Source organism: Streptomyces sp. NPDC024632 (genome assembly GCF_055559175.1).
Genome location: NZ_JBVHLD010000020.1, coordinates 137395 through 157514, shown reverse-complemented (window position 1 = coordinate 157514; position 20120 = coordinate 137395). Strand labels below are relative to the sequence as shown.

8 protein-coding genes are annotated in these 20120 nt (G+C 73.4%); 3 read left to right on the top strand and 5 right to left on the bottom strand.

Annotated elements, in window-relative coordinates; genetic code table 11:
- Positions 1-58 precede the first annotated feature (58 nt).
- The 4 genes from ACZ37P_RS32765 to ACZ37P_RS32750 all read right to left on the bottom strand — a co-directional run bounded on the left by ACZ37P_RS32765 (position 59) and on the right by ACZ37P_RS32750 (position 15439).
- Positions 59-4771 (bottom strand): type I polyketide synthase, encoded by a 4713-nt coding sequence (locus ACZ37P_RS32765; RefSeq protein ID WP_467349990.1) that lies wholly within the window; start codon positions 4769-4771, stop codon positions 59-61.
- On the bottom strand, positions 4768-13686 hold the full coding sequence (locus tag ACZ37P_RS32760) for a type I polyketide synthase (protein ID WP_467349988.1): 8919 nt from the start codon (positions 13684-13686) through the stop codon (positions 4768-4770). The genes ACZ37P_RS32765 and ACZ37P_RS32760 overlap by 4 nt, the downstream gene beginning before the upstream one ends.
- A complete protein-coding gene (locus tag ACZ37P_RS32755) occupies positions 13686-15029 on the bottom strand; it encodes an NAD(P)/FAD-dependent oxidoreductase (protein ID WP_355334791.1) in 1344 nt (447 codons plus the stop codon). Before ACZ37P_RS32755 ends, ACZ37P_RS32760 begins: the two co-directional genes overlap by 1 nt.
- 116 nt (positions 15030-15145) lie before the next feature.
- A complete protein-coding gene (locus tag ACZ37P_RS32750; protein WP_355334794.1) occupies positions 15146-15439 on the bottom strand; it encodes an acyl carrier protein in 294 nt (97 codons plus the stop codon).
- A 300-nt stretch (positions 15440-15739) separates the two neighbouring features.
- Here ACZ37P_RS32750 and ACZ37P_RS32745 point away from each other — a divergent pair, with 300 nt between their 5' ends.
- The 3 genes from ACZ37P_RS32745 to ACZ37P_RS32735 all read left to right on the top strand — a co-directional run bounded on the left by ACZ37P_RS32745 (position 15740) and on the right by ACZ37P_RS32735 (position 19147).
- Entirely contained in the window at positions 15740-16453 is a 714-nt protein-coding gene (locus ACZ37P_RS32745) for a thioesterase II family protein (RefSeq protein ID WP_401720547.1), read from the top strand.
- An 85-nt stretch (positions 16454-16538) separates the two neighbouring features.
- On the top strand, positions 16539-17672 hold the full coding sequence (locus tag ACZ37P_RS32740; RefSeq protein WP_355334800.1) for an acyl-CoA dehydrogenase family protein: 1134 nt from the start codon (positions 16539-16541) through the stop codon (positions 17670-17672).
- The gene (locus ACZ37P_RS32735; protein ID WP_467349986.1) at positions 17669-19147 is read left to right on the top strand and encodes an amino acid adenylation domain-containing protein; all 1479 of its coding nucleotides are present in this window, start codon (positions 17669-17671) and stop codon (positions 19145-19147) included. The genes ACZ37P_RS32740 and ACZ37P_RS32735 overlap by 4 nt, the downstream gene beginning before the upstream one ends.
- Here the strand turns inward: ACZ37P_RS32735 and ACZ37P_RS32730 are convergent.
- On the bottom strand, positions 19127-19792 hold the full coding sequence (locus ACZ37P_RS32730; RefSeq protein ID WP_355334806.1) for a response regulator transcription factor: 666 nt from the start codon (positions 19790-19792) through the stop codon (positions 19127-19129). The two genes, ACZ37P_RS32735 and ACZ37P_RS32730, sit on opposite strands and share 21 nt — an antisense overlap.
- Positions 19793-20120 lie beyond the last annotated feature (328 nt).

Sequence of the window (20120 nt, the reverse complement as noted above, 5' to 3'; positions counted from 1 at the left end):
CCTCCTGGGATACGGCGGTGTGTCCTGGGGCTTCGGCCGGTGCAGCCGGATCGGTGGGTCAGTGCTGACGGGCGACCTCGGCGGCGAGCAGCCGTGCCCAGTGGACGGCCGGTTCCTCGAAGAAGGGACGGGGTTCCAGGCGCAGGGCCAGGTCGGCGCGGTAGCGGGCGATGACCTGCGTCACCCCCAGCGAGTCCAGTCCCAGGTCGAGAAGGCTGATGTCGTCGGTGATCTCGGTGAGCGCGACGCCGAGGTGGTCGGCGAGGACCGTTCTGACGTAGCCGTCGAGCAGCGGTTCGCGCTGGTCGGCGGGCGCGTCCAGGACGGCCCGCAGGTGTTCGGAGGGACCCTGGTCCTGGCCGGGACCGGCGCTGTCGGCGCGGACCTCGGTCAGCAGCGGGCGGGCGCGGCGCGATTCCAGCAGCGGGCCGAGCGTCGTCCAGTCGGCGCCGGAGACCACGGCGTGCGCGGTGTCGGAGGCGAGCAGCGGGCCCAGGTGCCGCAGCCCGGTCTCCGGGTCGATCGCCCGGAGCCCCAGGGCCTCCAGACGGGCCATCAGCTCGTCGCCGCCCAGGCCGCTGGCCACCCGCCAGGGGCCCCAGCTCACGCTGAGCGCGGTGGCGCCGGTGCCGCGCCGGTAGGCGGCGAGCGCGTCGAGGAAGCGGTTGGCCGAGGCGTACGCGCCCAGGTGCGCCGAACCCCACACGGAGGCGATGGACGACATCAGCAGGAAGAAGTCCAGCGGTGCGCCGTCCAGCAACCGGTGCAACGTCCAGGCTCCCTCGACCTTGGGCAGCAGCACGGCGTGCAGCGACTCGGGGTCGGCCTCCGCGATGTTCTGCGCCCCGGCCAGGCCCGCGGCGTGGATGACGCCGCGCAGCGGCTGCCCGCTGTCGGCGATGTCCGCGAGGACCGCCGCCATGCCCGCCTCGTCGCCCACGTCGGCGGCGGCGACGGTCACCCGCGCGCCCTCGGTCTCCAGGGCGCGGATGGCGGCGACCCGCTCGGCGACGGGCGCGGGGAGCGCCGGGTCGTCCCAGCTCTGACGCGGGGGCAGGCCCGCGCGGCCGGTGAGGACCAGGTGCCGGGCGCCGAGGCCGACCAGCCACTCGGCCAGCGTCAGCCCGAGGCCGCCGAGCCCGCCGGTGATCAAGTAGCTTCCTTCGCCGGTCACTTGGAGGCGCGGGGCGTCGTCGGCCGGGGGGCCGGAGCGGATCAGACGGGGGACGAGGCGGGCGCCGCCGCGGTAGGCGACCTCGTCGTCCTCGTCGCCGAGGAGCAGTTCCTCGGCCAGTTCCGCGGCGCCGCTGTCGGCCGCGCCGCCTTGCGGGTCCAGGTCGACGGCCCCGCCCCACAGGTCGGCGTGTTCCAGCGAGACGACCTTGGCGAGGCCGGTGAGCAGCGATCCCGCCAGGCCCTCGGGGGCCTCCTCCTCGCCGGTGGCCTGCGCGCCGCGGGTGACCAGCCACAGCCGGGGCGGCCGGGCCCCGGCGGTGGCGGCTTCGGAGGCGGAGCCGGGAGGCGCCTGGGCGGCTCCTTCGGCGAGCGCCTGGATCAGGTGCACCACGGTCTCGGGTCCCGTCACACGGGCCCGCGCCAGGTCCTCGACGGTGGTCTTGTCGCCGCCGGGCGCGTCGAGGGCCGCCAGGTGCACGATCCGGTCGACCGGGCCGACGTCGGCCAGCAGCGCGCGCAGCGCGGCGGGATCGCCCGCGGGGACGCTCCTGGCGCCCGGCAGCCCGGCCGGACCGTCGCCGATCCTGGCCAGCACGCACTCCCCGCCGAGCGAGGACAGCTCCGCCGCCAGCCGCTCACCGACCCCCGTGGTGTCGGTGAACAGCAGGGTGCGCCCGGCCGGATCCGCGGCGCGGCCCGCGCGCGGCGAGCGGCGCCACTCCACCGCGTACTGCGGGTAGTCCCCGGCTTCGGGGTCCGCGACCGCCCCGCCGGGTCCTGGCAGTACCGGAGAGGTGTCGTCGGCCAGCGGGAAGTTCAGTCGCAGCCGCTGGAAGGCGTACGTGGGCAGCGGTACGTGCCGGTCGGCGGTGGCCGGGTGCACCCGCGACCAGTCGACGGGTACGCCCCAGGCGTGCAGCGCGCCCAGGCTCCCCAGGACCTGCTCGGCCTCGGGCCGGCCGCGCCGCAGGGACGGCAGCCACAGCAGGTCGGGGTCGGGCAGGGCGCGGGCGGCCAGGCCGAGCAGGGTCCGGCCGGGGCCGATCTCCACGAAGGCGCCGACACCGGTCTCGCGCAGTGCCAGCACGCCGTCGTGGAAGCGGACGGGCTGCCGGGCGTGCCGGGCCCAGTAGCCGGGGTCCGCGAGGGTGGCGCGGTCCAGCGGCCGGCCGGTGAGGTTGGAGATCAGCGGGACGCGCGGCTCACGGAAGGTGATCTTCGCCGCCGCCTCCTCCAGCGGGGCGAGGACCGGGTCGAGCAGCGGCGAGTGGAAGGCGTGCGAGACGGTCAGCGGTTTGGCGGTCACACCCTCGCGGGCCAGCTCAGCCCGGATCTCCGCGATGGCGTCGGCATCGCCGGAAAGGACCGTGTCCTGGGGCCCGTTGACGGCGGCGACGGCGACCAGGTCGGCGCGGGAGCCGATGGCCCGCTCGGCGGCCTGCGCGTCCAGTTGTACGGCGAGCATCGCGCCGGGCGCGGTCACCGACTCCATCAGCCGGGCCCGCAGGGCGATCAGCCCGAGCGCGTCCTCCAGGTCCACCGCTCCGGCGACGCACGCCGCCGCGTACTCGCCGACGCTGTGGCCGATCACGGCGGCGGGGCGGACGCCCCAGGACGCCCACAGCTCGGCGAGCGCGAATTCGACGGCGAACAGCGCGGGTTGGGTGTAGCCGGTCCTGTCGAGCGAGCCGTCGGGCTCGACGGGGTGGACGACCTCCAGCAGCGGTCGGTCCAGGACCGGGTCGACGATCTCGGCGCAGCGCTCCAGAGCCTGCCGGAACACCGGCTCGGCCTCGTACAACTCCCGTCCCATGCCCGCGAACTGGGCGCCCTGGCCGGTGAACATGAAGGCGGTCTTCACGCGGTGCGCGGCTTGGGCGCGGCGGGGGGCGGGACCGCCGTCGCCGGTCCCGAAGTCGTGCAGCCGGTCGGCGAGCGAGGCGGTGTCGCGGGCGGTGAAGGCGGCGCGGACCTGCTGCGGTGAGCGGCCGGCGGCGATGGTGCGGGCCACGGAGTCCAGCGGGGTCGCCGGGTTGGCGCGCAGGAAGTCGGCCCAGCGCAGGGAGAGTTCACGCAGCGCCGGTTCGCTGCGGGCCGACGCGACGAACACTTCTGCCTGCCGCCCCGGCCGCGGGTCCGGCTCGGGCTGCTCGGTGGTCATGGCGGGCGGTTCCTCGATGACGAGGTGGACATTGGTGCCGCTGGCGCCGAACGAGCTGAGGCCCGCGGTGCGCGGCTGCCCGTCGGACGGCCACGGGGTGTGCTCGGCGGCGACCCGCAGGTGCAGCGCGTCCCAGTCGACGTTGGGGTTGGGCGTGCGGAAGTGCAGGCTCGCCGGGATCTCGCCGTGGCCGACGGCCAGCACGCTCTTGATCAGCCCGGCGATGCCCGCCGCCGCCTCCAGATGGCCGACGTTGGTCTTCACCGACCCGACGTAGACGGGGTGATCCGCCGAACGGCCGGTGCCGAGGACGGTCTCCAGGCTGCGCAGTTCGATGGGGTCGCCGAGGGCGGTGCCGGTGCCGTGCGCCTCGACGTAGCCGATCCGGTCGGCGGCGACTCCCGCGTCGGCGAGGGCCGCGCGGATGACCTCCTGCTGCGCCTTGCCGCTGGGTACGGAGATGCCGCTGGCGTGGCCGTCGTGGTTGACGGCGCTGCCCCGGATGACGGCGAGCACCCGGTCGCCGTCGGCCACCGCGTCGCTGAGCCGTTTGAGCACCACCAGACCGCAGCCCTCGCCGCGTGCGTAGCCGTCGGCGGAGGCGTCGAACGCCTTGCAGCGGGCGTCGGGCGAGACCGCCCCGGCCTTGCTGACCAGCACGAAGCCGTACGGGGACAGGATGACGTTGACCCCGCCCGCCAGTGCCAGATCGGTCTCGCCCAGGCGCAGGGCCTGGCACGCCTGGTGGACGGCGACCAGTGAGGAGGAGCAGGCGGTGTCGACGACCTGCGCGGGTCCGCGCAGCCCGAAGGTGTGCGCGATGCGTCCGGCGATGAAGCTGTTCTCGCCGAGGAGTTGGTAGCCGTCGATCGCGGCCGGGTCGCCGTACTGCTGCCGCAGCCGTACGTAGTCGCTGGTGCTCGCGCCGATGTAGACGCCGGTGCGTGAGCCGTCCAGCGAGTCGTGCGGGATGCCGGCCCGCTCCAGCGCCTCCCAGGCGACTTCGAGCGCGATCCGCTGCTGGGGGTCCATTCCGAGCGCTTCGCCCGGCGCGATCCCGAAGAGCTGCGCGTCGAAGGTGTCGGCGCTGTCCAGGAACCCGCCTTCCACGACGTACGCCTTCGCGGGCGCCTCGGGGTCGGGGTCGTAGTACGGGTCGGTGTCCCAACGGTCACGCGGGAAGGGGCCGATGGCGTCCACGCCGTCGCGCAGCAGGTCCCACATGCGCTCGGGCGAGTCGGCGCCGCCGGGGAAGCGGCAGCCGACACCGATGACGGCCACCGGGCTGTGCAGCGCGGCCCGTTGGTCCTCGACCATCGTGCGCAGCCGCCCGATGGTCTCCAATGCCTGGGCGAGGCGGGACCGTTGGTCCGGTGCGCGCTCCGGCGTACGGTCCGATGTGCGGGGTCCGGCACCGTCGGTGGGCTGGTTCATCGCTTGTCTCCCTCGATGAGGGCGTTCACGGCGGCGACTTCGGCGTCCAGACGGGCGAAGAGGTCCGCGTCGTCGGGGTCGTCGTAGTCGTCTTCATCGGTGAGGTCGCCGGTGACGGTGGCGTTGTCCGCGGTGCCTTCGACGCCTTCGGTCCTTTCGGCGCGTCCGGTGGTCGCGGCGTTCTCGGCGCGTCCGGTGTCTTCGGTACGGGTGGCGCTGCCGGCGGCGGGCTGCGGCGCGTCAGACCGCTCGTCGCCCGATCCGCCGACCACCTCGGCGGCGAGGAATCCGGCCACGGCGTCGCCCGTCGGGTATTCGAAGGCGAGGGTCGCGGGGAGCGCGCTGCCGAAGCGGCGCTCCAGCCGTACCTTCATCTCCAGGGCCGTGATGGAGTTCAGGCCCAGCTCGAAGAAGCCCTGCCGGGGCTCCAGTTCGCCGGGTCCGTCCAGGCCGAGCACCACCGCCACCTCCTCCAGGACGCACTCCAGCAGCAGATCGCCGCGCGCCGCGTCGGGCAGTGAGCGCAGCTTGTCCAGCAGCGCGCCGGAGTCACCGGGCGCAGCCGCCGCCTCGGCGGCCAGGGCGTCGAAGAGCGGCCAGGGGCGGGCCTGTTGGTAGAGCGGCAGCAGCAGGCCCCAGTCGGCGTCGGCCGCGGCGGCGCCGGTCAGGCCGGCCGCGGTGATCCGGTCGAGCAGTTCCACGGCGATGCCGGGCGGGAGCGGGCGCATGCCGCTGCGCGTCAGCCGGTTGGCGCTGTCGCGGTCCAGCAGATCCACGTCGAGCCAGGGCGCCCAGGCGATGCCGCAGACCGGCAGGCCCAGGGCGCGCCGGTGCCCGGCGAGGGCGGTGAGCAGCGCGTCCACCGGGGCCTGTACGCCCGCCCCGATCGCCGCCCAGGCCGACGCCACGGTACCCCACACCTGGAAGAGGTCCAGGTCGGTACGCGTGTCGAGCGCTGCTTGGTGCAGCAGCCACGCGCCGCGGGCGCGGTCCTCGACCGCCTCGGCGATCGCGGCGGCGGTCGGCTCCTGGTCGATCGGCAGATTCCAGCCGACGCCGAGCCAGATCACGCCCGCGACGGGGTGTCCGGCCGCGGCCTCGTCCTCGATCAGCCGGGTCGCCTGCTTGGCGTCCTCCACGCGGGGCACGACCAGCGTGCGGCCCGCGCCGCGCGCGGTCAGCCAGGCGGCCACCCGGTCGGGCAGCGGTCCTTCCGCGCCCGCCACCAGATAGCTGCGGTCGGCGGCCAGTTCGACCGGCTCGAACAGCGGCGGCGGGGCCGGGGCGCGCAGCACCCGGGCGGTGAGCCTGCGTCCGGCGCGCAGCGCGATCTGGTCCTCGACGTCCTCGCCTCCGGCGCGGTCGGCGCCGTGGGCGAGCAGTTCGGCCGCGACGGCCGCCGCGTCCTCCTCCACACCCGAGGTCAGCGGGTCCAGGTCGAGCGCGGCGCCCCAGGCGGTGGGGCGTTCCACGCCGGAGACGATCGCGGACTGCCGCAGCGGTGCCTGTGCGGCGGCGGGCAGTTCCAGCTCGTCCACCGCGACCGCGCCCCGCGTCACGTACAGCACGCGTGCGCCGCTGCCGACCGCCGCCGTCACGGAGGCGACCGCCGTCACCCCCGCGCACGCGTCGGCCACGGCGAGGGGGTCGGGCTCGTCCCGCTCCGGCAGGTCCAGCGCCCCGAGGTGCACGACGTCCCGGCAGCCGGGCCCGGTGCGCAACTCCCGCAGCGCGTCGGCGAGTCGCTGCCGTACGGCGTCGGGCTCGCCGTCGGCCGCCAGCAGGGTCGTGGGCCGCCCTCGTGCGGCCAGTGCCCGTGCCAGTTCTTCGGCGACGCCGCCGCGGTCGGCGAGGACGACGGTGACGGGTCCGGTCAGGAGCGCCCCCGCTCCCCCGGCGGCTGTGGACGGGTCGTCGTCGGTCCGCGATGCGCCGAGGCCGTCCCGCTGGGCGGGGACATGGGCGGTCAAGCCGCGCTGCGGAGTCCCGGCTTCGAGCCGAGCCGGGGTTTCGGCCGGCCGCTGCTCAGGCTGACGGACCGTCAGCGGGCGCTCCTGCCAGCCGAGGACGTACAGGCTGGTGGTGAGGCGCGCGGTCTCCTCCTGGTTGAGGACGCGGCCTCGCGGCGGGGCGAGGCGCAGGCCGGTGATCTCGGCGAGCGGCCGGCCCTCGGGGGTGGTCAGGCGGATGTCGGCGGTCGGGTCGCCCGCGGTGTCGGGGCGCAGGGCGGCGGTGACGAGGACGCGGTCGTCGGGGGCCGCGTACAGGGTGAGGCTGTCGAGGGAGGCGGGGAGCGGCGCCGGGTCGGCCGGGTCGGCGGACAGCAGGAACGCGGGCAGCCGCAGGGCGAGTTCGAGGAGGTCGGGGGCGAGGTGCCAGCGCATGGTGGCCGGGCGCAGCCGCAGTTCCAGTTCGATGCGGCCGTCGGCGGTCCGGGCCGATTCCGGGGTCGGCGCGCAGTCCCCGGTGGCGTGCCGGGCCACCCAGGCGCGCAGGGCCTCGTCGACCGGGCCGCGCGGGTGCGGCGGGGCGTCCGCAGCGGTGTCGGACGGCGCGCGTCCTGGCAGGGCGCGGCCCGAGACGAGGCGGCGGGGGCGCGGCGCGGCGTCGCTGGCGGGCTCCCACAAGGTGAGCGCCAGACCCGGCCGGTCGCCCGACGCGGCGCGTTCCAAGCTGAGTTGGGTGGTGACGGAGCCGTCGGCCGGGACCAGCAGGGGGCGGTCGAGGGTGATGTCCTCAAGGCGGACGGGGCGGCCGGGGCCGAAGGCGGTCCCGGCCGCGGCGACGGCCAGCTCCAGCCAGGTGGCGCCGGGCACCCGCAGCGCGGCGCCGACGGGTTCGGCGCCGAGCCGGGTGGCGGTACGGGCGTCGAGGTCCGTCTCCACGACGCGGCCCGACGGGGTGCGGACGTCGCGGGTCAGCAGCGGGTGGGCGCCCTTGTTCGCGGGGGCGGCGTCGCGCTGGTCGACCCAGTACCGCTTGTGCTCCCACGGGTAGGTCGGCAGCTCGGCGAGCGGGCCGTTCCCGGGGTGCAGCCGCGGCCAGTCCACGGCCTGGCCGCCGACGTGCAGGGCGCCGAGTCCGGTGAGCAGCGACTCCGGGCCGTCCTGGTCGCGCAGCAGTGACGGCACGAACAGTCCGTCGGTGCCCGCGGCCCGCAACTCCTGCTCGATGGGCACGAGTTGGATGGGGTGGGCGGACAGCTCCACGAAGGTGTCGTGTCCGTCCGCCGCCGCTGCGCGTACTGCGTCGGCGAACCGTACGGTCTGCCGCAGGTTCCGGCCCCAGTAGGCGGCGTCCAGGGGGGTGTCGGCGGCGAGCGGAGCGCCGTCCACCGAGGAGTACATCGGCAGGCGCGGGGCGGCCGGGGCCAGGCCGGTCAGGGCGTGTACAAGCTGTTCGCGCAGCGGCTCGGCCCAGGGGCTGTGGGCCGGGCCGCCGGCGTTGACCGCACGGAAGAACACGTTGCGCGCGCGCATTCGGGCGCCCAGTTCCTCCAGTGCGGTCGTCTCTCCCGACACCACCGTCGACTGTCGGCTGTTGACCACGGCGACGCACAACCGGTCGCCGTACGGTGCCAGTTCGTCCTCGGTGCGGTCGGCGTCGAGGCCGACCACGGCCATGCCGCCCTGGCCGACCAGGGCCCGCAGCAGGTGGGTGCGGCGCACCATGATCTCCGCGGCCTGCGCCAGGTCGAGCGCGCCCGCGCACAGGGCGGCCGACACCTCGCCCATGCTGTGGCCGAGCACGGCGGCGGGCTCGACGCCCAGGGCGCGCCAGCTCGCCGTCAGGCCGTACTGGGTGGCGAAGAGCATGATCTGCTGGTCGAGTTCGTTCGAAGGCTCGCGCGCGGATTCCAGCGCTTCGCGCACCGACCAGTCCAGGTGGCGGGCGAGCGCGGCGTCGCAGTCCGCGATCGCGTCCCGGAACACCGGGTCGGCGGCCAGCAGGGAGCGGCCCATGGCGGGCCAGTAGGAGCCGTGTCCGGAGAAGACGAAGACGGGTCCGCGTGCGCGTGCGGCGGCCTTGCCGAGGACAGTGCCGGGGACGCTGTCACCGTCGGCGACGGCGGTCAGGCGTTCGGCGAGCGCGGCGCGGTCGCGGCCCACGACGACCAGCCGGTGGTCGAGGTGGGAGCGGTGTACGGCCAGGGTCCGTGCCACGGCGGCCGGTTCCGCGCCGTGCGCGTCCCGTGTCGCGTCGCCGTCCGGCTCGGCGGTGAGCAGTGAGCGCAGGGCGGCGGCCCGGTCGCGCAGTGCGGCGGGGGACGCGGCGGACAGCGGCAGGACGTGGAGGCGGGCGGTCAGGGCCGCGCCGTCGTCCGTGTCAGAGGTGCCGGAAGCATCGGGGATGTCGGATGCGTCGGAGGCGTCGGTCGCGGGGGCCTCGGCGAGCACGATGTGCGCGTTGGTGCCGCTGAAGCCGAAGGCGCTGACCCCGGCGACCCTGCGGCGCTCGCCGCGGGCCCACGGGCGGGCCTCGGTCGGGACGTCCAGGGGCAGTTCGTCCCAGGGGATGTCGGGGCTCGGCCGCGTGAAGTGCAGGTGCGCGGGCACCGTCTCGTGCCGCAGGGCCAGGACGGTCTTGATGAGTCCCGCGATGCCGGACGCGGCTTCCAGGTGGCCGATGTTGGTCTTCACCGAGCCGACCAGGCAGGGCTGCTGGGTCGTCCGTCCGGCCAACGCGGCGCCGAGCGCCCGCAGTTCGATCGGGTCGCCGAGCGGGGTGCCGGTGCCGTGCGCCTCGACGTAGTCCATGTCGTCGGCGCCGACGCGGGCGTCGGCGAGTGCGGCGCGCAGCAGTGTCTCCTGCGCGGGACCGTTGGGGGCGGTGAAGCCGCTGCTGGCGCCGTCCTGGTTGACGGCGGAGCCGAGGATCAGCGCCAGGACCCGGTCGCCGTCGCGCCGGGCGGCGGACAGCGGCTTGAGGATGACGGCTCCGCAGCCCTCGCCCCGCGTGTATCCGTCGGCGGTGGCGTCGAAGGTCTTGCACCGGCCGTCGGCCGCGAGGGCCCCGGCGGCGTCGCTGGCCCGGTGGATGGTGGGGCCGAGGATGAGATTGACGCCCGCGGCGACCGCGAGGTCGCTCTCGCCCGAGCGCAGACTGGCCACCGCGAGGTGCACCGCGACCAGCGAGGACGAGCAGGCGGTGTCGACGGCCAGGCTCGGGCCGCGCATGCCGAGCAGGTACGACAGGCGGCCGGCGGCGGCGCTGAAGGAGGTGCCGGTGCCGTAGAAGGCGTCCACGTTGTCGGGGTGGCTGCCCACGATCTGGGCGTAGTCGGTGGAGTTCATGCCGAGGAAGACCCCGGTGCGGGACTCGGCGAGCGAGGTCGGCGGGACGCCCGCGTGTTCCAGCGCCTCCCAGGCCACTTCGAGGAACATCCGCTGCTGCGGGTCCATCACCTTGGCCTCGCGCGGCGGGATCCGGAAGAACGGCGCGTCGAAGCCCGCCGGGTCGTCGTCCAGGAAGCCGCCCCACCACACGCGCGGGTCGTCGAAGCGGCCGTCGGGGGCGCGGCGTACGGCGTCGCGGCCCGCGGTCAGCAGCCGCCAGTAGGCGTCCGGGCCCTCGGCGCCGCCGGGGAAGCGGCAGCCGACGCCGATGACGGCGATCGGCTCGGGCGCGCCGGGCGTGCCGGTCGGCGCGGACGGAGCCGCGGGCGTGTCGGTCGTACGGGACACGGCCGCCGTGTCGGTCGTGCGGGCCACGGCGGGCGCGGGAGCCGGGGCGTCGCCGAGCAGGCCGTCGAGGTAGTCGGCGAACCGCCGCACGGTGGGGTGGTCGAAGGCCGCGGTCTTCGGCAGCCTCAGCGGCACGGACCGTTCCAGCACCTTGCACAGCTCGACGGCGCCGAGGCTGTCCATGCCGAGGTCGGTGAAGCCGCGACCGCGCGCCACGGTGGTGCCGGAGGCCAGCCCCAGCACCTCCGCGGCGGCGTCCGCGACCAGGTCGGCGAGCTGGTCGCGGCTGGGGCGCGCCGGGGTCGCCGGAGCGGTGGCGGGAGCGGCGTCCACCGGCGCGGGCAGGGCGGGCGGCGCCGTCTCGGACAGCGGCGCGCCCGGAGTGCTCAGGCGCAGCCCCACGGTCTCGGCGACGAGCCGCCCGGCCTCGTCGTACAGCTTCAACTCACCGTGCAGTGCGCTCAGTTGCGGCAGGGTGTCGCCATCGGCGTTCGCGTCGGGCGCGGGGATGTCGAACCACAGCTTGTCGCCCTGCCACGGGTAGCCGGGCAGGTCCGTGACGGACGTGGGTCCCGGATTGACCTCGGGCCAGCGGATGTCGACCCCGGCGGCGTAGAGCCTGGCCAGCGAGGTGCGCGCGGTGGCGACGTCGTCGGTGTCGCGGCGCAGGGTGGGGACGACGAGCCCGTCGACTCCCCGGTCCTCCAGGCTCTGGACGACGGGCTGGGCGAGCACCGGGTGCGGGCCCAGCTCCACGAAGAGGCGGTGACCGGCGTCGAGCGCGCGGCCGAGCGCGGCGGAGAAGCGGACCGGCTGGCGGAGGTTGCGTCCCCAGTAGTCGGCGCCGAAGGGGCCCTCGGCGCCCGGCTCGCAGGTGAGGTGGACCGGCACGCGCGGCTTCGCCGGGGTGATCTCGCCGAGCATGGCGACGAGTTCGTCCTGGTAGGGCGCCATCTGCGCGCTGTGGAAGGCGTATTCGCCGGGCATCGCGCGGTAGCCGTGGCCGAGCTCGGCCAGTTCGGCGCCCAGGGCCTCGACGGCCTCGGTGCGTCCGGAGACGACGGTGCTCGCGGGACCGTTGACGGCGGCCACGGTCACGTCGTCGCCGTATGCGGCGAGCAGCGGCAGCAGGTCGGCTTCGGGGAGGGCCACGGAGGCCATCCGGCCGCCGCCCTCGGCCCGTTGGAGGAGGCGTCCGCGGTGCACGATGACGCGTACGGCGTCGGTGAGGGTCAGTGCGCCCGCCACGTGGGCGGCGGCGATCTCGCCCATGCTGTGCCCGATGACGGCGGCGGGCTCCACGCCCCAGGAGCGCCAGAGCGCGGCGGCGGCCACCTGCACGGCGAAGACGACGGGCTGGGCGAATTCGGTCCGGGTCAGCCGGGAGTGCTCGGCGTCCGCGGTCAGTTCGCCGATCACCGACCAGCCCGCCTCCGCGGCGATCAGCTCGTCCACGCGGGTCAGTTCGGTCCGGAAGGCGTCCTCGTGGGCCAGCAGTTCGCGGCCCATGCCCGTCCACTGGCCGCCCTGCCCGGAGAAGACGAAGCAGACCTGCGGCAGGTCGTCGCCCGAGTCGCCCGGGTCGCCGAAGTCCCCGGCGTCCGTGCCGCCCCACTGCGCGCCGCCTCGCTCTTCCGCCGCCAGGTCCGGCACGGCGGAGTCGAGAGACGTCTCCAGCAACGCGCCGAGTTCCTGGGCGAGTTCGGCGGCCGTCCTGCCGGTGACGGCGATGCGGTGCTCGCGGTGCTGGGTGCGCCGGGTGCCCGCCGCCGTGACGTACGCGGCCAGTTCGGCCTCCGGCTGGTCGAGCAGCCGGTCGCGGTGCGCACGGGCCAGTTCGCGCAGCGCGGCGCCGGAGCGCGCGGAGACCGGCAGGAGCAGCCGGGACGGCCGGTCCTGTGCCGCCTCGGCGGGCGGGGCGACCGCTGGCGGTGCCTCGACGATCACATGGGCGTTGGTGCCGCTGAGCCCGAAGGCGCTGACGCCGGCCAGTCGCCGCCCGCCGCCGTCCGGCCACGCGGTGAGGTCCGTCGGCACCCGCACCGGCCAGCGGTCCCAGCGGATACCGGGGTTGAGCCGGTCCAGGTGCAGATGCGGCGGGATCTCGCCGTGCTGTGCGGCCAGTGCCGCCTTGAGGAGCCCGGCCGCGCCCGCCGCGCCGTCGGTGTGCCCGAAGTTGGTCTTCAACGAGCCGACCAGCAGCGGGTGTTCCGCGTCGCGTCCTTCGCCGAGAATCCGGGCGAGCGCACTCATCTCGATGGGGTCGCCGAGCGGGGTGCCGGTGCCGTGCGCCTCGACGTAGCCGATCTCGTCGGGCCGTACGTCCGCGGCGGCCAGGGCGTCCCGCAGCAGCGACTGCTGGGCGGCGGCGCTGGGCACGGTCAGTCCCGCGCTGTGCCCGTCGTGGTTGACGGCGGAGCCGCGGATCACGGACAGCACGCGGTCGCCGTCGGCGAGCGCGTCGGTCAGCCGCTTGAGGACGAGCACCACGCAGCCGTCGCCGCGGACGATTCCGTCGGCCGCCGCGTCGAAGACCTTGCAGTGCCCGTCTTTGGCCATGGCGCCGACCTTGGACATGAACACCGTCAGCTCGGCGGAGAGCAGCAGGTTGACGCCGCCGACCAGCGCGGTGTCGGACTCCCCCGTGAGCAGGCTCTGCCGCGCGAGGTGCACGGCGACCAGCGACGAGGAGCAGGCGGTGCTCAGCGCCACGCTCGGGCCGTTGAGGCCGAGCAGGTACGACAGCCGGCCGGGGCCGAAGCTGGCCTCCTTGCCCGAGGCGTACCAGGGGTCGATGCCGCGGACGCCCGCCTCGCGGGAGTGCCGCAGGAAGTAGTCGACGCTCAGGCCGCCGGAGAAGACGGAGGTACGGGTGCCGGCGAGGCTGCCGGGGACGATCCCGGCGTGTTCCAGCGCGTCCCAGGCGACCTCGATGAGCATCCGCTGCTGCGGGTCGATCTGCCGGGCCTCGCGCGGGGCGATACCGAAGAACTCCGCGTCGAAACGCGTCTCGTCCTCGATGAAACCGCCCCAGCGCGTGTACGTCCGGCCTGGCGCGTCGGGGTCCGGGTCGTAGTGCCGGGCGAGGTCGGAGCGGGACGGCGGGATCTCGGTGATCACGTCCGTGCCGTCCCGCAGCACCCGCCAGAATCCGGCCAGGTCCGCCACGCCGCCCGGGAAGCGGCAGCCGGCACCGATGATCGCCACCGCCTCCGGGGCCTGATCGGTCATCAGAACAGCGCCGCCGCTGAGGGCGCGGACAGGCTGCCCAGGTGCTTGTACCAGAGGTGGTCGGGATCGTTCTCGACCGTGGCGACGATCTTCCGCATCGCGGCGAGCGCGCGCGGTTCGTCGTCGTCGTAGACGTCGCCCTGGAGCATCTTGAGGACGTCGAGCCGGTACCTGGGGTCCTGCACGAAGGCGGTGAACAGGATGTTCAGCCGGTAGTAGATGGAGATGAACTCGTACCAGTTGCTCACCCCGCGCCGCAGCGTCCGCTCGTACTCGGTGAAGCGGGACTTGCTGAAGTCCCCGGCCTCCGCCGCCGCGATGATGTCCTTGGTCGCGATGCGGGCGCTGTTGAGCGCGACGCTGACGCCGCTGGAGAAGATCGGGTCCACGAAGCGCGCGGCGTCGCCGATCAGCACGAAGTTGTCGCCGGTGATCTCCTTCATGCCGTAGCTGTAGTCGCCCTCGGCCTTGAAGGGGCGTACGCGCTCGGAGTCCTCGAGCGCGGCGCGCAGTTCGGGGCGGCTTCCCACGCACTCCCAGAAGAAGCCCTCCAGGTCGTCCTTGGAGGCGGTGAAGTGCTTCTTCTGCGTGACGACGCCGACGCTGGTGATGGTGTCGGTGATCGGGATCTGCCAGACCCAGGTGTCGGTCAGCGGCAGGAAGTGGATGAAGATGTAGTCGGCCTTCTTCTTGTCGTGCGAGAGGGCCGTGCGGTCCAGGCCGTCGAACCAGGTGTGCACCGCGTACTGGTTGAACACCGGGTCGGGGACCTTGAGCTTGAGCTGGCGGCCGAGCATCGTGCCGCGCCCGCTGGCGTCCACGACCATGCGGACGGTGACACCGGTGTCCTTGTCGCGGACGGGGTGGATCACCGGGTGCTCGCCGGAGAAGTCGACGCTGCCGATGCGGGTGTTCTCGAAGACCTTCGCGCCGCAGGATGCGGCGTGCTGGAGCAGGAGCTGGTCGAACTTGCCCCGGTCCACGTGGTACGTGTGGGACTGGAGGACGCCGGGCTGGTCGCGCTCGTCGAATTCGATCTCGGCGGCGCCGAGGCCGTGCGAGAGGCCGCCGAAGCCCATGGTGGGGATGCCGGCCGGTGCCGCGGACGTCCAGGCCGCGCCGAATTTGCGGGGGAATCCGGCCTGCTCGACCAGGTCGAGCGCGCCGATGTCGCGCAGTACGGGGGTGGTGGCGGGCACCAGTGACTCGCCGACGTGCTCGCGGGGGAAGGTCTCCCCCTCGAAGACCGCGACGGTGAGTCCGGCCCTGGTCAGGTATGAGGCCGCGGTGGAGCCTGCCGGGCCTCCACCGATGATCCCGATGTCATAGTCGACTGCGGACAAGACTGCTCCTCTTGAGTCGGATCGGACGGGCCCTGCCTCGGCACGGGCCGCGCTTCCGGTCGGGCGGTTCGCGTCCGCGTCAAAGCGGCGGCGGCACAGCGGCGTCGGACAGAGCGTCAGGCCATGGCGGCGGGGTCGGTCTGGATCCGGACCACGAGCTTGCTGATGGCGTCCAGGCTCTTGAAGTTCCTGCCGACGATGTACTCGGGCGGCATGAACAGCCCGTACCTGTCGTGGATATGGGCGATCAGCTCGGTGGTGTTCAGCGACGTGAGGATTCCGAGCTGGAGCAGCGGGGAATCGGGCTCGATTCCCTCCTCGCCCTCGGGCAGGAATCGCGTTTCGACGAACTCCTTCAGCTCCGCGAGGACTTCGTCGTAGCCGAGCTGCGGATCAGAACTGTCGGACATGCGTAGCGACCTTCCGGAGTCCGGGGTTGACACGGCGGAACCCCCGACTCCACGAAGTCGCGGTCGGCTCGGCCAGGGCCCCAAACGTAGCTACGGGCGCCGCCGGAGGACTTCACCAGACCTGATGAATTACGCCCGCGCACACACGCCCCGAAGTGCGTACTTACGGGGGAGGCGCCGCTTCCGCTTCACGTGCGGGTCCTCATTAATGATGAGTACTCACGGCCGTGGCCCCGTGCCGCCGCAACGGCGAGGATCGAGGGACCATCCGGTGCGCCCGATCACAGGAGGTCCGCGGCCGTGCTGCTTCCCGCCCTACGGCCCCAGTTGCTGTGCCTGCCCCATGCCGGCGGCAGCGCGGTGATGTACCACGCGTGGCGGCCCGGCCTCGCCGAGGTGGCGCGGGTCCGCCCGGTCGACCTGCCGGGCCACGGCAGCCGCAGGGGCGAACCGCTCGCCCAGGACATCGGCACGCTGACCCGTACCCTCGCGGCCGAGCTGGCACCCGGTATCGAGGGACCCTACGCGGTGTTCGGGCACAGCTTCGGCGCCGTGGTCGCCTTCGAACTGACTCACCGGCTCTCGCAGTTGGTCGGGCCGCCCGCCGCCCTGATCGTCTCGGGACGCAATTCGCCCCGCACCCCGCACGCGCTGCCGCCGCTGCACAACGCGCCGCCCGCCCAACTGCTGAGCGGCCTGCGGACGTTGGAGGGCGCGCTGCCCGCCGTCGAGGACAGTCCTGAACTGCTCGACCTGTTCCTTCCGCCGCTCCGCGCCGACCTGCGGATGACGGAGACCTACCGCCGTCCCACCGAACTGCCGCCGCTGTCCTGCCCGGTGCATGTCTTCGCCGGCGACCTGGACCCGGTGGTGGACGCGCCGGGGCTGGCCGCGTGGGCGGCGGAGACCACCGGGCCGTGCCGGGTCACCACCGTGCGGGGCGGCCACATGATGCTCGCCAGCGCCGAACTGCGCTCCGCGCTGGCGGACCTGCTCACGGTGGGCGCGATGTGATCCGCGAGCCCTGAGCCCTGAGCCCTGAGCGCAGCACCCCACCTTCCGTCTCTCCCTCCCTCCCCCTCCCGATGCAGGAGCCAGCGTGGACTTCAGTTGGAGCACCGAGCAGACCGCGCGGTACGAGGAGACCGTCCGCCGGGCCGCCGACGCGTTCCCCGCGGACCGTCCGCGGCGCCCCGGTGAACGGTCCGACTGGCGGGAACTCGGCCGGATCGGCGCCCTGGGCGCCTGCCTTCCCGCCGAGTACGGCGGGGACGGCCTCGGCGCGCTCGACACCGCGCGGGTCATCGAGGCCGTGGGCCGCGGCTGCCACGACACCGGGCTGGTCTTCGCGGCCAGCGCCCACCTCTTCGCCTGCGCCGTGCCGATCGCGGAGTTCGGCAGCGCGGACCTCAAGAAGCGCTTCCTGCCGGAGCTGGCGTCCGGCCGGATGATCGCGGGCAACGCCATGACGGAGCCGGAGTCCGGCTCCGACGTCTCGCGGCTGCGGGTGACGGCGACCGAAGTGCCCGGCGGATTCGTCCTGGACGGCGAGAAGAGCTTCGTCAGCAACGGCCCGGCCGCCGACGTCCTGGTCACGTACGCGACCAGCGACCCCGACTCGGGACACCTCGGCCAGACCGCCTTCGTCGTGCCGGCCGACGCCCCCGGGGTGCTGCGCGGTGAGCCCTTCGAGAAGATGGGTCTGTCCTCCTGCCTGGCGGGCACGGTGACCTTCCAGGAGTGCTTCGTCCCCGACGACCAGGTGCTGGGCGTCGAGGGGATGGGCGCGACGATCTTCCAGACGTCCATGGGCTGGGAGCGCGCCTGCCTCTTCGCGGGCTATCTGGGCCTGATGGACCGCCTGGTCGAGGAGTGCGTCCGATTCGCCAGCGAGCGGCGGCAGTTCGGCCGTCGCATCTCCGGCTTCCAGGCGGTCTCGCACCGCATCGTGGACATGAAGCTGCGGCTGGAGAGCGCCAGACTCCTGCTCTACCGGGCCTGTTGGGAGATGGACCGCGGCGGCAGGGCGACCTTGCCGGTGGCGCTGTCGAAGCTCGCCGTCTCCGAGGCCGCGGTGCAGAGCGCGCTGGACGCCGTACGGATTCTCGGCGGTCGCGGATACCGGTCGGAGTCGGGTGTGGAGGCGGCGCTGCGGGACGCGGTGCCGAGCGTGCTGTTCTCCGGTACCTCGGAGATCCAAAAGGAGCTCGTCGCGAAGGAGCTGGGACTGTGAGGCTGCACGAATTCGTCACCGCCGCCGCCCGCAGGGCGCCGGATTCCCTCGCGGTCGACGCCGTCGACGGACGGCTGACCTACGGCGAACTGGACGCGCTCGCGGCGCGTTACGGCGCGGCGCTGGCCGCGAGCGGGGTGCGGCCGGGCGACCGGGTCGTGCTGTGGAGCGCGAAGAGCCTGCACGTCGTGGCGCTGATGCAGGCGTGCCTGCGCGGCGGCGCGGTCTACGTACCGGTGGCGTCCTCGAACCCGCCGTCGCGGCTGGCGCGGATCGTCGCGGCCTGCGCCCCCGCGCTGGTGGTGACCGACGAGGACGGCGCGGACGCGGCGGCCGACGCGGGCTGGGACGCGGCGCCCTGCCGTACCTTCGCGGACCTGCTGGCGACGGGCGAGGGCCAGCCCGTACCGTCGCCGGTCGAGGGCTCGGAGCACGATCCGGCGTACATCCTGTTCACGTCGGGTTCGACCGGTGAGCCCAAGGGTGTGTGCCTGAGCCACCTCAACGCGCTGGCGTTCGTGCGGTGGGCGGCGGCCGATCTGCGGCTGGTCCCCTCGGACCGGCTCTCCAACCACGCGCCGTTCAATTTCGACCTGTCGGTCTTCGACCTCTACGCGGCGTTCCTGGCGGGCGCCAGCGTCCATCTGGTGCCCGAGGCGCTGGCCTACGCGCCGGCCCAGCTCGTCCGCTTCATGGACGAGCACGCGATCACCGTCTGGTACTCGGTGCCGTCGGCGCTCACCTTGATGATCACCAAGGGCGGGCTGCTGGACGGGCCGCCGCCGCGCGCGCTGCGGGCCTGCGTCTTCGCGGGCGAGGCGTTCCCGATCGCCCATGTGCGGCGGCTGCGCTCGGCCTGGCAGGACGTCAGGCTGCTCAACTGGTACGGCCCGACCGAGACGAATGTCTGTACGTCGTACGAGGTCTGCGCCGCCGATCTCGACCGCGCGGGCGCCCTGCCGATCGGCGCGGTCTGCTCGGGCGACACCCTGGAGCTGGGCCCCGAGGTCGCGGGCCAGGCGGGGCGGGAGCTGCTGGTCTCGGGCCCCACGGTGATGCTCGGGTACTGGGGCCATCCGCCGCAGAGCGGCCCGTACGCGACCGGCGACCTAGTGCGGTACGACGACGCGGGCATGCTGGAGTACCTGGGGCGCCGCGACCACATGGTGAAGATCCGCGGCAACCGGGTGGAGCTGGGCGAGATCGAGAGCGTCCTGAGCCTGCACCCGCAGGTCAGGGACGTGGCCGTGGTCGTGCTCGGGACCGGGCTCACGGCACGGCTGCACGCCGTGGTGGTCCCGGCCCCGGACAGCGCTCCGGGCCTGCTCGCGCTCAAGCGGTGGAGCGCCGAACGGCTCCCCACCTACATGCTCGTCGACAGCCTCAGCCTTTTCGACGAGATACCCCGAACCGGGAACGGCAAGAAAGACCGTTCCCAGGTCGCGAAAATGGTGTCACATACTGGTACCGACTAAAGATTCTAAATTGCCGCCGGCTCTGACAATTCCTTTTTCATAAGCATATATAACGGCGTGCACTCGATTGCGCAGAGCCAGCTTGTCCAGCATGCGCTGAACGTGTGATTTCACGGTGCTCTCACTCAGAAAAAGTGCTTCTGATATTTCCGCGTTCGAATAGCCGCGGATGATGAGCTGGAGCACGTCGCGCTCACGCCGGGTTATTCCACTGGACACCAGATCGGTCTCCGATGTTTCCGCTTGCGGCGGTTCCGGCGTGATGGCCGCCGCGGTGGCGGCGGCAGTGGCGGCCCCGACGGTGGGAATCACCAGTCGGTAACCGGCGGCGACCATCCGGACAGCGGCGATGATCCGCTCCGGACTCGCCTGACTGTCGAGCACACCCCTGGCACCGGCCGCCTGCCAGTGCTGAGCGCACTGCTCCAGGCTCTGGACCAGGGCTAATATCTTAGGGCAGCCGTCGGCGCCGCCGACGATGAGCTGCTGGATGGCATGCGGAACATCCGGCGCCACATCCAGCGCGTCGATGATCACCACATGCGGAGACAACCTTGCCACGCAGGGCAGAGCGTGCCGAATATCGGCAACCTCGCCCACGACTTCCAGATCGGTTTCCCTGCTCAGCAGGACACTGAGTCCCACACGGGAAACCGCTCTGGAGTCGACGAGAAGAACTCTCGTGATCCCATCCTGAAGCATCGAGCCCCCGACCTTCAGCAAACAGCACGTTATTTCGACTCTAGCACGCACGCCTGACCAGCATCAACATGGAACATTTGAGCTCGTTATGATTGAAAGTTAAATCTATAGCCCTTTCGGGCAATGCCCCGAGCCGCCGCACAGGTCACGGCGCGCCGATAAACTCCCCTCGCGGACAGGTCGCCCGTTTGCGTCCCAAAGAGGTTTCAAGCGACCCTCGCGGGTAATTCTTCCGGGTTCGGCGAGGCGTGTCGAGCGCCCGGCGGGCGGC

Coding starts and splice junctions, on each gene's coding strand:
- ACZ37P_RS32765 (WP_467349990.1), bottom strand. CDS start 4,771: ATGAACCAGCCCACCGACGGTGCCGGACCCCGCACATCGGACCGTACG.
- ACZ37P_RS32760 (WP_467349988.1), bottom strand. CDS start 13,686: ATGACCGATCAGGCCCCGGAGGCGGTGGCGATCATCGGTGCCGGCTGC.
- ACZ37P_RS32750 (WP_355334794.1), bottom strand. CDS start 15,439: ATGTCCGACAGTTCTGATCCGCAGCTCGGCTACGACGAAGTCCTCGCG.